Origin of the sequence: Pontibacter pamirensis, assembly GCF_010015475.1 — a bacterium.
In the GTDB taxonomy this organism is placed as follows: Bacteria; Bacteroidota; Bacteroidia; order Cytophagales; family Hymenobacteraceae; genus Pontibacter; species Pontibacter pamirensis.
On sequence record NZ_SSNI01000002.1, the window covers coordinates 56,836 to 72,911 of the forward strand.

At 46.9% G+C, this 16,076-nt stretch carries 15 protein-coding genes and 1 riboswitch; of the genes, 7 read left to right on the forward strand and 8 right to left on the reverse strand.

Annotation, left to right across the window (positions count from 1 at the left end):
• Positions 1-11: 11 nt before the first annotated feature.
• Entirely contained in the window at positions 12-413 is a 402-nt protein-coding gene (locus tag E1919_RS03105) for an Ig-like domain-containing protein (protein ID WP_162051877.1), read from the reverse strand.
• 512 nt (positions 414-925) lie between these two features.
• Between E1919_RS03105 and E1919_RS03110 the strand changes: the two genes are divergently transcribed.
• Both E1919_RS03110 and E1919_RS03115 read left to right on the forward strand, forming a co-directional pair.
• Positions 926-1,972: an SWFGD domain-containing protein gene (locus tag E1919_RS03110; RefSeq protein ID WP_162051878.1), complete on the forward strand. Its 1,047-nt coding sequence runs from the start codon at positions 926-928 to the stop codon at positions 1,970-1,972.
• Positions 1,973-2,200: 228 nt separating this feature from the next.
• The gene (locus E1919_RS03115) at positions 2,201-2,809 is read left to right on the forward strand and encodes a porin family protein (RefSeq protein WP_162051879.1); all 609 of its coding nucleotides are present in this window, start codon (positions 2,201-2,203) and stop codon (positions 2,807-2,809) included.
• Between the two features lie 167 nt (positions 2,810-2,976).
• Here E1919_RS03115 and E1919_RS03120 read toward each other — a convergent pair whose 3' ends face one another.
• The 7 genes from E1919_RS03120 to E1919_RS03150 form a co-directional block, all read right to left on the reverse strand.
• On the reverse strand, positions 2,977-4,545 hold the full coding sequence (locus E1919_RS03120; RefSeq protein WP_237143969.1) for a SulP family inorganic anion transporter: 1,569 nt from the start codon (positions 4,543-4,545) through the stop codon (positions 2,977-2,979).
• Between the two features lie 143 nt (positions 4,546-4,688).
• On the reverse strand, positions 4,689-6,071 hold the full coding sequence (locus E1919_RS03125; RefSeq protein WP_162051880.1) for a HAMP domain-containing sensor histidine kinase: 1,383 nt from the start codon (positions 6,069-6,071) through the stop codon (positions 4,689-4,691).
• A 9-nt stretch (positions 6,072-6,080) separates the two neighbouring features.
• On the reverse strand, positions 6,081-6,752 hold the full coding sequence (locus E1919_RS03130) for a response regulator transcription factor (RefSeq protein WP_162051881.1): 672 nt from the start codon (positions 6,750-6,752) through the stop codon (positions 6,081-6,083).
• Positions 6,753-7,112: 360 nt separating this feature from the next.
• Positions 7,113-7,472, reverse strand: a complete 360-nt coding sequence (locus E1919_RS03135; protein WP_162051882.1) for a DUF1801 domain-containing protein — start codon at positions 7,470-7,472, stop codon at positions 7,113-7,115.
• Between the two features lie 193 nt (positions 7,473-7,665).
• Positions 7,666-8,310, reverse strand: coding sequence for a DsbA family protein (locus tag E1919_RS03140; RefSeq protein ID WP_237143970.1), 645 nt, complete (start codon positions 8,308-8,310; stop codon positions 7,666-7,668).
• A gap of 47 nt (positions 8,311-8,357) precedes the next feature.
• Positions 8,358-9,137, reverse strand: coding sequence for a glucose 1-dehydrogenase (locus tag E1919_RS03145; protein ID WP_237143971.1), 780 nt, complete (start codon positions 9,135-9,137; stop codon positions 8,358-8,360).
• 149 nt (positions 9,138-9,286) lie between these two features.
• Positions 9,287-12,715: a ThuA domain-containing protein gene (locus tag E1919_RS03150; RefSeq protein WP_162051884.1), complete on the reverse strand. Its 3,429-nt coding sequence runs from the start codon at positions 12,713-12,715 to the stop codon at positions 9,287-9,289.
• 349 nt (positions 12,716-13,064) lie between these two features.
• Here E1919_RS03150 and E1919_RS03155 point away from each other — a divergent pair, with 349 nt between their 5' ends.
• From E1919_RS03155 to E1919_RS03170, 5 genes are all read left to right on the forward strand, one after another.
• Positions 13,065-13,205 (forward strand): hypothetical protein, encoded by a 141-nt coding sequence (locus E1919_RS03155; RefSeq protein ID WP_162051885.1) that lies wholly within the window; start codon positions 13,065-13,067, stop codon positions 13,203-13,205.
• A 66-nt stretch (positions 13,206-13,271) separates the two neighbouring features.
• A complete protein-coding gene (locus E1919_RS03160; protein WP_162051886.1) occupies positions 13,272-13,823 on the forward strand; it encodes a hypothetical protein in 552 nt (183 codons plus the stop codon).
• A gap of 114 nt (positions 13,824-13,937) precedes the next feature.
• A complete protein-coding gene (locus E1919_RS27460; protein WP_237143972.1) occupies positions 13,938-14,231 on the forward strand; it encodes a hypothetical protein in 294 nt (97 codons plus the stop codon).
• The gene (locus E1919_RS03165; protein WP_237143973.1) at positions 14,182-14,661 is read left to right on the forward strand and encodes a hypothetical protein; all 480 of its coding nucleotides are present in this window, start codon (positions 14,182-14,184) and stop codon (positions 14,659-14,661) included. The genes E1919_RS27460 and E1919_RS03165 overlap by 50 nt, the downstream gene beginning before the upstream one ends.
• 146 nt (positions 14,662-14,807) lie before the next feature.
• Positions 14,808-14,911: riboswitch (SAM riboswitch) on the forward strand.
• Between the two features lie 348 nt (positions 14,912-15,259).
• Complete coding sequence (locus E1919_RS03170; protein ID WP_162051887.1) at positions 15,260-15,979, forward strand: phosphoadenylyl-sulfate reductase; 720 nt, start codon at positions 15,260-15,262, stop codon at positions 15,977-15,979.
• The last annotated feature ends 97 nt before the right edge of the window (positions 15,980-16,076 follow it).

Below are 16,076 nucleotides of genomic sequence, written 5' to 3' on the forward strand. Positions count from 1 at the left end.
TGGAATCCTGTTTATTCAACAGTGAATGTAACCTCTTCTTCTGATAAGTTGGTGCGCTTATCTTTAGCACTGATTTTCAGCGTATAATCACCCGGCACAATACCTTTAAGTGATACCAATGTATCGAATTCAACTACAGTTTTGTTAGACTTTTTGCTGAAGTCGATAAGCGCCTTTTCACCGCTGGCTCCTAATACCTTGAAGTCAATTTTATCTACTTTATCTTTGTCTACTACAGTTACATAAACCTGCAGCCCTTGTGCAGCTGTAACAGTAGGATTTCTGGTGGGGCTGTTGACCTTTAAGCTTGGAACAGATCCATCTGGCTGCAAGCTTCCGTCCTCGAACAAATCCTCACATGCCGTAAGCATACATACGGCTGCCATAGAGGCTAGCATTGTTTTTAATTTCATAAAATTGGCTAAAAGTTGTAAAACTACCTTTGGAAGTAGCATAAATTTGCACTCCTTTGACTCAACCTCCAGCGGGTCCCTTACCAGAAGCATGCTGCAATTTTAAAAACATTGTTTACAAGTCAAAGACTTCCTTCATAAAAATTTACAATTCATAATATACTATATAAATAGCCGTCTTTATTAAAAACACGCTTACACCACTACACATCAGCCACATATCCTATATCATGTATGTTACAACGCTACACCGTGATAAAAATTATAATTAAAAGTACAATTATTTAATTTTTAACAAAACCACGCATGCAGGTGTAAAAGATCATCCTAGTTGCACAGAAAAAAACGTCAAAAACAGCGCTAAAATATGACAGCAGCGCTGCGGGCTTATACATAGATAAGTACTCTGTTAATAACTTTAAGCAGTTATAGTCGTAAAAAATTATATAGAATGATGCCATTCAGAGCATTCTATATCTAAATTGATTTTTTAACTAAAACCTATAAACACTATGACAAGCTATGAAAATTCGGGGGGCTATAAAACGACAGCCAATAACCCTTACAACAGCAATGACAGAGGACAGACAGGGGGATATGACAGAGATATCTATGCCGGAGACTATGGTCCAGAGGATAGAGAAAGAAGAATGTCTCGCTTAAATAGAGGTGGCTCAGGCCGTGACTCTTTTTCTAACTCAGGCTACTCAGGGTCTTCCTCCAACTTCGGCCGTTCAGGTGGATACGGCACCTCTGACGATAACTATAATTACGGGTCGTCTGACAACAGTTCGAACAACCGCTATGGCAGCGACAGAGACCGTTACGGTTCTTCTAGTAACTACGGAGGATCTTCTAACTACGGTTCGGGCAACCGCTATGGCAGCGACAGAAACCGCCAGGACAATGACAACTTCTGGGAGAATACCAAGAACAAAGCATCTAACGCCTGGGACAGAATAACAGGCGACGATGATAACGATAACAGAAACCGTAACTACGGCTCTTCTGGTAGATATAACTCTGACAGAGGATACGATTCAGGTTCAAGCTATTCAGGACGTTACGGTTCCGATAATGACTTTGAATCTTCAAACAGCTACCGTTCAGGATCATCAGACAACTATGGTCATGGTTCTTTAGGTTCCGGTGCTACAGGGTATGGTTCTTCCAGAGGTTCCAATTCAGATAGAGGTAACTCAGGCTATGGCAACTCAACCTATGGCACAGGGTATACCACATCTAATTACGGCTCTTCTGACAGAGACCGCTCTTCATCAGACAATAACAGAAACCGCTATTCTTCTGACTCCGACAGAGGCCGGTATTCTTCTGACTACGGCAGAAACAGGGACAACGATGAAGACCGTGGTTTTTTTGACAAAGCCAGTGATAAAGTAAAGTCCTGGTTTGGTGACGAAGATGACAACCGTGGCAGAAACCGTTACGGTAACCGTGACTACGACAACGACAGATACAGGAGCTCTACAAAAAGAAACACCTATAATGGACCTCCCTACTCTTACGGATCGTCTTCGCGCAGAGACTATGAGTGGTAGAAACTCCTATAGGCAGCCGCATTCTTACGGCTACTAATGTTAGTACTACTTGAGGATAGTGGATGTAACTTCACAAAATAAAAACCCCGCTGCTAGTTGCAGTGGGGTTTTTATTTTGTGTTAGAACTTAAGCAATGTTTTCTATATTAGCAGCCATGTATAGAACTTCTCCCTTTTCCAGTCATAAATTAAATCAACCTGATTAAATAACAAATAAATTTGAATACAATGAAAAAGATAATGCTGCTTTTCGTATTGGCGCTGGCTGCAACCACAGGATACACGCAAAGTCTTGGCGTAAAAGCGGGAGCAACCTATACAACGTTTACAGGCAACGATACCCGGGATTATGATTATCGTGTGGGATATACGGCAGGTCTGATGCTGCAGCGGCACATCACCGACTTGATTGGCGTCCAGTTAGAGGCCCTGTATACAGCGAAAGGTGCGAAAACATCATCCCAATCCGGCAGCAATGAGGTAGAAGAGTCTTTCCGGCTGAACTATGTTGATGTGCCTGTTTTATTTCACGTTTCTGCCGGTGGTTTATTTTTTGACTTAGGCCCACAGGCGTCTTTTATCGCTAAAGCTAGCCAGGTGCGTGAAGTTATTTCCGGAAGCACAACCACTTCCTCTAAAACAGACATCACGGATCATCCTTATACAATTGATTTTGGATATGCAGCAGGTATCGGTTATCGTGCAGACAACGGGCTTGGCCTGGAGCTAAGATACAACGGAGGGCTTAAAAAAGTTGATGATGAAGGTCCGTTTGCCGGCAGGGAACGTCGTAACGCTGGCTTCGGCCTGATGTTGAGCTACTTTGTAGGCCGCTAATTTTTTGTCTGGTTAGCCTATAAAACAAGAGACCCCTGCTTATGGCAGGGGTCTCTTGTTTTATAGGCTAACTTGGTTATGTTCTAAAATGTTTTTGCCTCCACAAGCTCCGGCATCAGACTATTAATGTGTTCATAGCGCTCAAAGGAGTTTGCTTCAACCTCCAATTAGTGCATCTCCATCACACTCACCTCTTCAATATTGAATACCTCTACAACAATGTCACGCTCATGCGCTGTCTTTTTAAACTCCTGAATTGCCTCCAGCACATCATAATCAATGTACTCTGTTTTCTCACCATCAATGATGACATGACAGTTGTGAGGCAATTGATCCAGCGTCATGATTATGCTGGCTTTATTCAGGAATGACACGTGCTCGCTCAACTTGATGCGGATGATATCACGGTTCGCGGATTCTTCCTTGTGGAAAAAGTATGGAGAATTGTAGTTTGCCTTCAGAATGTAGAATATACCCACTGCCAGACCTATACAAATACCAATCAGCAGGTCAGTGAAAAGGATAGCAAGTATGGTAACAATGAATGGCACGTACTGCTCATGGCCCAGTTTGAACTGGCTCTTGTACAGAGCAGGTTTGGTAAGCTTGAATCCTACTATAAGCAGTATGGCGGCAAGGGCAGAGAGTGGTATCAGGTTAAGAAATGTTGCAAGGAAAAACACAGATAAAACAAGGAACACGCCATGCACAAAGGCTGACACTCTTGTCTGGCCACCAGAAGCAACGTTTGCCGAGCTACGCACAATCACAGCAGTCATCGGCAAACCACCCAGCATACCCGCCACTATATTACCCACACCCTGTGCTTTCAGCTCACGGTTGGTATCGCTTCGGCGCTTATGTGGGTCCAGTTTATCCACAGCTTCCACGCTTAATAAGGTTTCAAGGCTGGCAACAATGCCTATTGTGAAAGCCACAATGTACACATCAATGTTTCCGAAAGACCCAAAGTCCGGCAGCATCAGCACGTTACCAAGTTCCTGAACGTTTCCGATGATAGGTATAGTCACCAAGTGCGAGTCTGCAATGGTAAGCTGAGGGAAGTAATTTGCAAAAAGGATATTCAGGGCAATAGAAAGCAACACTACAATCAATGCACCTGGCACTAATTTGAAGAACTTATAGCGCTTGAGTCTATCGGTATCCCATGCAATCAGTATAGTCAGAGATATAACCCCTACTATCAACGCACCTAACTGGATGGAAGAGAAAGCATATCCAATTTCAGAAAAGGTGTTACGGCCATCCGGCTGAAAGAACGACATCTCTCCAAAAAAGTCTTCGTCGGCACCCATAAAATGAGGAATCTGCTTCAGAATCAGGATTACACCGATGGCAGCAAGCATACCTTTGATAACAGAGGAAGGAAAGTAAAGGCCAATTACGCCTGCTTTCACAAACCCTAATACCAGTTGCAGAATACCCGCAATTACTACTGCCAGCAAGAAAGCCTCAAACGTGCCCAAAGTCTCAAGCCCATTCAATACGATAACCGTCAGACCGGCAGCGGGCCCGCTAACACTTAATTGAGAACCACTCAGCCAGGCCACCACAATGCCACCTACAATACCAGTAATAAGGCCAGAGAAAAGTGGCGCACCCGAAGCCAGGGCTATACCTAGACAAAGCGGGAGTGCAACAAGAAATACAACTAAGCCTGCCGGTATATCTTTACTTAAGTTGGCTGTTAAATCATTAGGGTCTCTTTTCATCATAAGCTCGAAAAATTCTACATCTTAAATCTGTTTCACACCAGGGGTGGGGCACTACCTACACCTCACCTGAAGAATTAGTAAACGTACAGTTTTAACATTAAACTAAAATTAAAACGAGATTAAAACGAGATTAAAACGGAGTGCTAAGGAATAAACAGGTATGCCTGCGGGAGCTTTATAATTACCTCGGTGCCCTCGTTCACTTTTGAATCTACGGTGATGGTACCGTGGTGTAGCTTTAAAATCCGCTCTGCCAGTGGCAGCCCGATCCCGTGCCCTGTGATACTGCGTACATTCTCGGCCCGGAAGAAAGGAACGAAAACGTGTTTCAGGTCTTCTTCAGAAATACCGATACCCCGGTCCCTCACCTCCAGCCACACCTCCTGCTTCTGCACTATAATACGACCTTTGGCCGCTTTACCTGATGGGCTAAACTTTATGGCGTTTTCCAGCACGTTCAGTACAGCTATGAGCAGGAGTGCTTCGTTTCCTTTTACCAGAAGACGGTCCTCTTCATCAGGGAAGTTAGCGAAATCAATCTCAATGTGGGCATCAGGCTGCCGCTTCAGGGCTTGGTCCCGGGCCATCCAAACCAGTTCATCAAAGCGAAGGTAAGTTTTCTCTATTTTGGAGGGATCTACACTCGCCTGTGCAATGTGCAGCAGCCCGTTCAGGAGTTCGGCTAGCAGGCGTGCATCTTCCAGGGCAGACTGTAGCACGCGCTGGTACTCCTGCTGCCCCCGGGGCTTCATCAGGGCTACCTCCAGCTCCCCTATCATCACAGTAAGGGGGGTGCGTAGTTCATGAGAGGCGTTGGACACAAAAGTGCGCTGCATCTCAAAAGCAAGCTCCAGGCGGTCCAGCATTTTATTAAATGTCTGTGCCAGCTCCGATATCTCATCTTTACCGTCTGCTTTGCTCAGGCGCAGGTACAGGTCTTTTACACTCACCCGCTCTACCTCCCTTACTATTTCTGTAATGGGGTGCATGGCCTGTTTCGAGAAGGCCCAGCCTGCCACCAGCACCAGCACCATCGCACCGAAGAAGCCCACAATCAGGATCACCTCCAGGTGTTCCAACATGCGCAGGCTATAAGCATCCACAGACGAAGCCAGCACAATAAACTCACCCTGGTTATCTGGATAATAAACTCCTACCACCTGCCGCACTCCCTGCTCATACTGTACCCTCTTCTGCTGCTTTATTTTTCCCAGCAGCTCCGGGTTTACCCCAAGGTAGCCGCCTCCCTTTGCAAATACCGGGTCTCCGTTAGCCCTGAAAATACGGACAGCCTCGTAAGGAAGCTCCTGGTAATAGTTAATCTCATTGCTGCGGCGCTGCCTGCCGTCTACTTCATCTGCCTCCAGAAGGTGGTTGGCCACAATAACAGCCCTGCGGTCGATGCGGTTGTAGAAATCATCTTGCCGGTACAGTGATGTAAAATAAAAGACAACCAGCGAGAACAGGAGCAGTATCAAGGCTAAGATACCGGCAAACTGCAGGGTAAGCTTGGTTCTGATTTTCATTTGATCGTCCTATTCCTTCAGCACATACCCCATGCCCACCAGGGTGTGGATCAGTTTGGTAGGGTGGCCTTTGTCTATCTTCTTACGCAAAAAGTTAACGTACACGTCAATTACGTTGCTGCCTGTTTCAAAGGACGTTTCCCACACCTGCTCAGTTATATCTACCCGCGACACCACCCTTCCCTGGTTGCGCAACATGTAATACAGCAGCGAAAATTCACGTGCCGTCAGGCTTACAGGCTTTCCGGCCCGGTGCACCGTCTTCTTCACGATATCCATCTCCAGGTCCGCTATGTTCAGTTTTTCACCGGATACGCTTTCTGTACCACGGCGGGACAGTGCCCTGACGCGGGCCAGTAGTTCCTTAAACTCAAATGGCTTGGTCAGGTAATCATCCGCACCGGCATCCAGGCCATCAATTTTATCATCAGTGCTTCCTAATGCTGTCAGCATTAAAATGCAGACGCCTCTATTGTGTTTCCGAATCTCACGGCACACGTCAAGCCCGTTCATGTTAGGCAGGATAATGTCCAGTATCACCAGGTCGTACTCATTCTGCAATGCCAGCTTTACGCCAAAAGTACCGTCATAAGCCTGGTCTACCTCATACGTCTGCTCTTCGAGGCCCTTCTTTATGAAGGAGGCTACTTTGGGTTCGTCTTCTATCAGCAGTATTCTCATAGCCAAGTGTAAAACGGAATTTATTCTGAGTGTTATGTTACAAAAGTAAAACGACATTAACGCTATACCCAAAGGTACGTCACAACATCAATACAACTGCAGCAAAGTAGTACTGCGGTATTCATTCACTTTTTAAGAAATCCCGGGGAAACTCTGCTGATAGAGGACAATACTTTACTTGTGCATTTACCCGTTCATCGAAAAGCAGCAAGCGGAAAGTCAGAAGGAATTTATATAAGTAAAAAGAAGTGGCATGAGGTTCTGGCAATTTTATTTAAAACAAAATAGCAGCGCTACCCAATGAAAGACAGCACTGCTATTCTGATAAACCGTTTTAAGCTAGAAGAGGTAGTAAAAAGGTTAATGTCGGTTTAGGAGCACTGCCTCGCGGATCAGGTCACCAAAATATGTCTCGTCAATATCCTGTAAAGAGCGCACTTTTATGTGTGGGTGCTGGCCATTGCGGCTGACAAGGCGACGTTTAGGATCAGAAAGCTCTTTGCCACGGAAAAAACCGAAATGGATACCGCTGCGGGAGGAGACTATGTAACAAACAGGACCATAGAAAAAATAACAGGCACAATCCCACCGTACAGCCTCCTCCAGATGGGCGACAGAGGCAGTGATAATGCGCCGGACTTCTTTTGCCAATTCTTGTTTTTCAGGTGTCAGGGAATCGATGTACTCGTCTACTTGGTTGGTTGTCGCTCTGCTTCTCATAAAGGTGTATGTCTCTTGTAGGAGGTAATATCTTAAATATACTAATATTTTAATATATACAGCACAACCTCCTGTAAAGTTTAGCTTTTGTATATTTTTTTATTAGAATATTCAGATAAATTTTCCGAACACAAAATCCTCATCAAGCTATAGAACAGTACATTCATTACACCTGATAAGGCAGCAAAATCGGTCAAACTTGCTCCAGCACCTGCAACAGGCGCTGCTCCAACTGATCCAAAGGCATATAACCGTGCGCAATTTTCTCTACCCCCAGCTCTGTCTGCACCAGAGCGCTCGGGAAAGTAGTAGCTCCAATGCTATCCACATAGCTGAACTCCTCCTCCATCTGCTGCATAATTTCCTCTGACTCAAAAAGGGCTAGAAACAGGTTCTCCCTTACCCCAAACAGGCCGACAAGACGCACCAAAATTCCCGTGTCTTTCAGGTCCAGGCCATCTACGAAAAAGGCAGAGTGAAAGGCCCGCAGCACTTCCAGCAGGAGTGCTGGCCGCAACAAGCGCACGCACAGCAGCGCGCGGCAGGCAGGCTCTGTGTTGTATACAAAGTTTTGCTGCCTGAAAAAGCGATAATCGAAAGGCTGAAATGTGTGTTCCTGTATCTGGTGCCAGCTTACTGCAAGCTTGCTCTTCTCTTCCTGCAGCAGCGGTTCAGTGGTATGGGCCCACATGTCGCCCAGCAGCACCTTCACGTTAAGTCTGCCATGCCAGAGGGCACGCAGGCGGCGCACAACAGGTGTAAAGCCATAGCACCAGGGGCACATAGGGTTAGTTACATAAAATAAAACAGGAGCATGTGGAGCGTGTACCATAGGCATAATTACTGACTCTTCTTTTACCGCAGGGGCCAACTAAGAGTTTTAAATTACTTATAGACCATCTTTACCGTCATGCCGCCATCTACGGTGAGGCTTTGGCCTGTAATAAACCCGGCTTTGTCGGAGCAGAGAAACAGAGCGGCTTCGGCTATGTCTTCGGGCATGCCCACGCGCCCGACCGGATGCTGCTCTTTGTCTTCTTTGCTATGCTGCGGCGTATACCGCTGATTTTCTTTTTCCCACACTCCCACTTCAATCCATCCCGGCGCAATAGCATTTACCCGAACGCGCTCCGCTGTTAAGCTTACAGCCAAGGAATGCGTTAGTGCCTCCAGCCCGCCTTTGGACGCGGAATATGGAAAGGTGTTGGGCTCTGACATAAAGGCACGTGTGCTGGAGATATTCAGAATAGCCGGATGCGCTGCTTTTTGCAGCAGGGGCAGAGCATATTTGCTACATAGTAGCGGCCCCCGCAGGTTCACGGCCAATACCCGGTCAAAGACATCTACTGGCATTTCCTGCAGTGGCTTCACAAAAGGATCAGCGATACCTGCGTTATTAATCAGTGCATTCAACACGCCATGTTCTTCACTCACCTGCTTCATCAGGTCCTGCACCTGATCTTCCCGGGCTACATCGCAGGAAATGAACGTTGCCTGCAAGTCCTGTTCCTTCAGTCGGGCCAGCGCCTCCTGCCCTGCTTCCGCATCTGCGTCTGCTATAATAACTTTTGCGCCTGCCTCAGCGAAAGCCTGCGCCATGCCAAGTCCAATGCCCTGCCCGCCACCGGTGATAAGCACTACTTTAGAAGTATAATAATCTTTCATAATCATAAAGTTTCTTATGAATACGGGCAGAAGCACCTTACCTGTTACCCTTTCAGGTGCGAAACCACCTTTGTACCTGGGCCGATTTAACAAAAAAAAGAGGCTCCCTTGATCAGGGAGCCTCTTTAAAATATGGTAGTGCAAGAAATCTATTTTTTGCTCATGGAGGTTTCTGTACCTGACTTAGGTACAAACTTTACCGTCTTCAGCACATGATTCTGACCTGTTTCACCACCGGCATGTTTCACCACAACGTACACATCCTGCTGCTTGTTAGCAGGTACATTTTGTAAGGATATGGTGGCAGGAGTTACCTGTCGTTCACCGGCCAGGCTGATTTTTCCTTCTCCTATCTTTGTACCGTCCGGCGTGCCCAACCTCACTTCAACAGTGTATTGGCTTGCCTCGCCGTTGCCGATGGCTGTCAGTTCAACGCTGCCGATATTTGTCAGGTCTAACTGCTCTCCTTTCACCCAGCCTGTAGTACCCGGGAAGATCAGGTAGGTAGCACCTTCAAAAGTTACTTTGTTGAACCCGTTAACAGAAGCGAAGTCAGCTGCGTCCATTGCACTGTTTCTGAGGTAGATAGCGTCAGTACCGGCCAATGGCTTGATGCCTGCACCACCCTGGTCGGTGTAAGTAGCAACAAGTTTCAGCACAGTATTGTCTTTCTGCTGCGGGTCTAGCTTTGGCACTACCTCCCCGCTTGCAGGCAGCGACTTGCGTGCATTTGCGGTGTTACCCAATGACAGTATCCACTGCACAATCTGCTTTGCATCTGATGGAGCCATGTTCGGGTGAGCCGGCATGGCTGCCTCGCCCCACACACCGCTTCCGCCTTTGATGATCTTGTTTGTCAGGTGCTGTATGGCATCCCTGTCTTTCTCGTATTTCTGTGCTACCTGCATATAGGTCGGCCCGATAGACTTATCATTTATCGCATGGCACGCTTTACAGTCGGAGCTCAGCATCAGGTTTTTACCCAGCATCTCCGCCGACACCACCTGGTGGCCCATAGAGGCACCCGCCATGTCTGTGCCTTCTACATAGTCCGCAGAAACGAAGAGATTGCTCTCATCTACTATACCGTCCTCATCGGTTACTTTCACCTGGTAGTTTACAGGCTGCCCTTCAAAATAGAAACTGCTGTTGCCCTGTACGGCTACATTAACCTTTGGCTGCTCGTTTCCGGCGTACACCGACACCACATTGCTCTTAGAGGAAGCGTTATTCTGATCAAGCACTTCTACGCTAATGTTATGGTCACCCTTGCCAGTAAATGTATAGTTAAGCTTCGGCTCCGAAGTTTCCTGTTTTTTATCATCTATTATCCAAACATACCTTAATCTGTCATTCTCAGGATCTGTGGCTTCAACCTGGGCAGTCACTGTAAGCGGTGTTTTCCCGCTCATTTTATCTACAGTTAAGCCTGCTATTTTCGGAGGTCGGTTACCTGCTAAATAGTCTATTCTCGCCAGTCCGGAATCTTCATTTTTCGCAAACCAGCCGGAGCCGTACTCCAGAATATAGAGCTTACCGTCAGGGCCTACCTCCATGTCAATTGGTGCATTCAGGTCTATAGTGGACATAAATGGCTCCATCTTCTCAAAATTACCATTCTCATCCATTGTAACAGCTTTTATCCAGCCACGCATCCAGTCGTAAATAAACAGCTTCCCATCGTAGTAGGATGAGTAGCGGGTAGCTTCCGGGAACATGTCTGAATAATATACAGGGCCTGTCATGGCATTACGCCCGCCGGAGCCCAGTTGCGGGAAGTCCGGTGATTCTGCGTAAGGATACCAGATGAAAGCTGGCTGAGCTGCAGGCAGTTCCTGCAAGCCTGTGTTATTAGGAGAGTTGTTGACAGGATTTTCAGGGTCAAAAAGAGGCCCTGTTTCACCTTTGCCATAATCGTACCTGTTGTAAGCGTAATTATCACCTATAAACAAAGGCCAGCCATAGTTACCGGCTTCGCGGGCCTGGTTTACCTCGTCATACCCTCTCGGGCCACGCACCTCCAGGCTGTCTGCGCCGGCATCCGGTCCCACTTCACCCCAGTAAAGAGCGCTGTTTTTCTGGTCTACTGAAATGCGGTACGGGTTACGGTGGCCCATGGTATAAATTTCAGGATGCGTATTTGGGGTGTTACCCGGGAACAGGTTACCTTCTGGTATGGTATACGTGCCGTCCTCGTTTATTTTGATGCGAAGGATTTTACCTCTCAGGTCATTTGTGTTGGAGGAAGATCTGCGGGCATCATACTGCTCATGACCCGGACGATCATCCAAAGGTGCAAAGCCATGGTTTACATAAGGCTGCCCCTTCTCGTTAAACGGTGTAGAGTTATCCCCTGTAGATACGTACAGGATGTTGCCCGGACCGAAGGCGATAGAGCCACCGGTATGGCAGCAGATATCGCGCTGGGAGTAGAACTCCAGCATCACTTTTTCAGAGCTATTGTCCAGTTGGCCGTTCTTGTAGACGAACCGTGACAGACGGTTTACAGAAGTATCCACCGGGCTGTAGAACATGTAGATGTAGTTGTTCTTGCTGAAGTTAGGGTCAGCTGCCAGGCCCATCAGGCCTTCTTCTGCATTTACATCAGGCACCGTTGTTTTATGGTACACATTCAATGCGCCCACCTGCTTTACGTTACCAGTTTCCTGGTTATACAGCATCAGTTCGCCACGACGCTGAGCCACCAGGATGTCTAGGTTCGGGAGAACGGCCATTTCTGTAGGCTCAAAGAATTGCCCCTGCGTTAGTTGCACCTTTACAAAGCGATCTTCTTCCGGCACACGCTGCGAAGTGACTTTTTCATAATCAAGCTCCTGGTTTTCGCCGATGGCATACTGTATACCTCCCAGAACGTGCTTTAAGTACTGCGGGTCTCTGAAAGATTCGTCTGTGTGTCCTAAGCCGGTATAAAAAGCACGTCCGCCATCATACTCATGGAACCAGGCCATGGGGTGATTATCACCGTTTGTGCCGCCTTCATATGTTGTCTCATCTATAGTGAGCAGCACGTTGGCGTTGGTGTTCAGATTTTTAAAGGAATACCACTCATCGGCTCGTTCCCATTCCTTAGATAGGTGCTCTGTAGCAGGATGGTCGTTATTCACCACGTTCAACACTGCCTTCTGCGGTTCAGGGTGGCCATTGAAGTAGCCGCCTACCAACCTGCCGTACCAGCCCCAGTCATACTCGGTGTCTGTAGCGGCGTGTATACCCACAAAGCCGCCACCAGCTTGTATGTAGCGCTCAAAATCAGCTTCCTGGTAATTGTTCAGCACATCGCCGGTCGTGTTCAGGAACACAACAGCTGAATACTGCTTCAGTGAATCTTCAGTGAAAACAGCTGCGTTGGTGGTTGTGTCTACTATAAATCCATTCTCCTCACCTAATTGCATCAGGGCATTGTTACCAGCCGCAATAGAGGAATGATGGAAGCCACTGGTCTTGCTGAAGACAAGCACCCGGGGATCACCCGAGCGTTTGTCGCTGCAGGAAAAGAGCGTAAAACTGCTTATTATAAATAAGCAAAAGACCTGTTGGAGAGAGACCTTCTTTATCATTTATTTATTTGTATGGATGTTATAATATGTTCAAATGTGTTCTTATGACGCAATGACAAAACAATGCGAACTTAAAACGCGAGGTGCTGAGAGTTTATTTCACCTGGCGTTACAAGATTTAAAATCCTTTAGCACAACAGTTTATATAATTTACCTGAGTAATCACTTCCTTAACCACAAAACATCGTGCCTTAGTTCAATGTGAAACAGCCTATAAGTTTAAGGAAATAATCTTGAAGTGCCAACAATGGATCTGCTGCAGGTAACGCAATAAGGGAAAGTACACCCGCTACTATTACAAAAATTCATTTAGTTTTAAGTAATTAAAGACAGAGAAAGCAATGAAGCAATGGCTATAAAATTAGATCATTCTACCTTGCTTCAGCAGCAAAAGCAGTACTTCCAGGTGTGTGGCGTTTTGTACCTATATATCATGAAGCACCCCACACGTCTTGAAGACAAAGTGAATGCTGGAGTTTCTATAGGCTGAATTCACCTTCACCTCTTTAATTATTTTTGAGAAATAAATGTTTAAGGCTTAAAAACCATTTGCTCCATGCAATTAACTTCAGAGTTTAAGGAAGCGATCTCCCAGCTACCCCACAAGGAGAAAGACAAACTGCTGTTCCGCCTGCTAAAAAAGGACCCCGACCTGTGCCAGCGCCTGCAGTTTGAACTGGTAGAGCAGGGCGAGACTTTGCAGGAGCGACGGGAGGCAGTGGCAAAGCTGATAGCGCAGCAGGTAAAATATGAGGCTTATTCCCCCGGCTACTTGATGATGGACATGCGCTCCCTGAGCGGAGACATTACCCGACACGTGAAGTATACCAAAGATAAGGAAGGTGAAATACAGCTTACGCTGCTCCTGCTTCGCCGCTACCTCGAAGAGCACCTGGACTTTATAATGGCATACCTTTACCGAGCCGATACCCTGCAGGATTACCTTGTAAAACGCATGCAGGTGGTGCTGCAAAAGCTGAGTAAGTTGCATGAGGACTTGTATGTAGAGTATGAAGCTGATGTTAATTACGTCCTGCAGCAGCTACACCAGAAAGTGGCTCCTATTCAGGCACAGAAAGCGAAGCTGCCCAGAGAGTGGCCGTCCTGACTCCACGAACTGTATTCCGAACCTGAAAATATTCTGCATTTTCCTCTCACAGGCATCAACAGGAAAAGTGATAAAGCGTTATCTTACTGTGCAAACTTTAAAAACTAAAGGCTTATGTACACCCTACCCGCAAACTGGCTTACCGAAGGGCTTCTGGACTTTGAGTATAAAAAGTATCTGCTGCTGGCTTACCTGAAAGCCGCCAAAACAGAGTTTGGAAAGCAGCGCCTCTACCCTGTCTTCTCTGACCTGATTATGCATTACCGTAACCTGCAGCAGGTAAAGGCCCACAAGCAACTGGTGTACGAATCGTTTCCGGAGCGCATCAGCCGCGCCGATTTTGAGAAGTTGGAGCTGGTTGGTCTACGAGAAAATTGCGCAGGACGACGAAACCATGCAGCAGATTGAGGAGATCATCCGGTATGCCGCACCCCTTTTCAACGAAGCGTTGGCTGAGGGCAAAGAACTCTACGATTTTGTGGAGCGACACCTTGAGATAAATCCCGTCGGCATTACGCCTATGTATCACAACGAGGGATACCTGTTCCTGGAGGCTTTCCACGGCAAAGAGACACAAGTATATGTGTACCGCATCACGGTGTTTGAGAACACCTACGAAAAATACAGGGGTATAAACACAAAGCACCTGCAGACCGTGCGGCGCGGACTTGCCCTGACGCATGAACACCTGAAGGTGCAACTCCTACGGGAGCGGCAGGAGTTGCCGAACCCCGCTACCTTTGCCGTCGTGTCCCGGATTCCGGTGCCGCTGGAGCACTCGCTGCTGCCTATTGCAAAACGCTCTCTTGTTAAGTTTGTAACGAATCTGGCAGCATAATCACGAATACATTATGAATATAGGAGCAGCTTACAACAAATTTTTGCTGCTCTGCAAATATTTTTTAGACTAAACAGTAGGCAGTTAAACATTTTTTGCTGTAAATTTGTATACTTAGTACCAGCTGACTTAACCGTCACAGGAAAAATTTATAAAGAAGAGGCGAGAGAATAGGCTCTATGACCCTCTGGCAACCACCTTTTTTGGGAAGGTGCCAAGTCCTATCCCGATTGTTCGGGACATATAAATTTAAAACACAATGCAAACAACAGTTCACAACACATCGCTCTCTTTTTCTGGTAGCTATTCTGCTGCCACAGCTCCTGCTTACCCCATTGCAGCATGTTGCTGTTGTTGTTGTTGCTGTACCCTGTGCTAGGATAAATCTGTTACTCTGGATTTATCTCCTTCAGCACTTTTGCCGTGTCAGGCACACCCGTTACCTCCTTCTGCATTTCATCTTTTCAGGCACCATGTGCCCGTGCCTCAGATAATTTATCTGTTGCGAAGGGCACAAAAACAGAAGCAGAATAGTTATAACCCGGGAGCAATGACAAACAACCAAATTTCATCTTCCCAAGATTTTAATTTACAACACATGAACGATATATCTGCTTTAGAAACCAAGGTGCCGGCATTGCTTGCCCTGCTGGAGGGTAAAGGCATTGAAGAGAGCCTGGCGCTGCTGGCTGCGCAGTTTGAGGGGCAAATTGCCTTTTCAACTAGCCTTGGCATCGAAGATCAGCTTGTTACACACTACATATTTGAGAGTAACCTGCCAATCCGTGTTTTCTCGCTGGATACAGGCCGCCTTTTCAACGAAACCTATAACCTGCTACATAAAACCAATCAGCACTATGGCAAGAAAATAGAAGTGCTCTTCCCGAAGCATGAGGCTGTAGAGCAAATGGTGACAGAGAAGGGCACCTTAAGCTTCTATAACTCTGTGGAAGACCGCAAGCAGTGCTGCTTTGTGCGCAAGGTGGAGCCTCTGAAGCGGGCACTGCAGGGCGTACAACTCTGGATTACAGGCATCCGGGCAGAGCAGTCTGATGCGCGTCAGAATTTACAGCTGATCGAATGGGATCCTGCCTTCCAGGTGATTAAGTACAACCCACTCAAGAACTGGTCGCTGGATGCGGTGCGCGAGGCCGTTCGCCAGCTCAACATCCCTTACAATCCGCTGCACGACAAAGGATTCGTCAGCATTGGCTGTGCCCCTTGTACCCGCGCTATTGCCGAAGGCGAAGACTTCAGAGCTGGCCGCTGGTGGTGGGAAAGCAACTCTAAAAAAGAGTGCGGACTGCACGCCAGGTAAGAAAACGACGGGTGTAGGTTTTAAATTTGCCCTTTGCGCTGCAAAGAATTGAGTCAAAGCATGCTTTCCGTTTTAAGTTCCATTAATTTTGCATCCA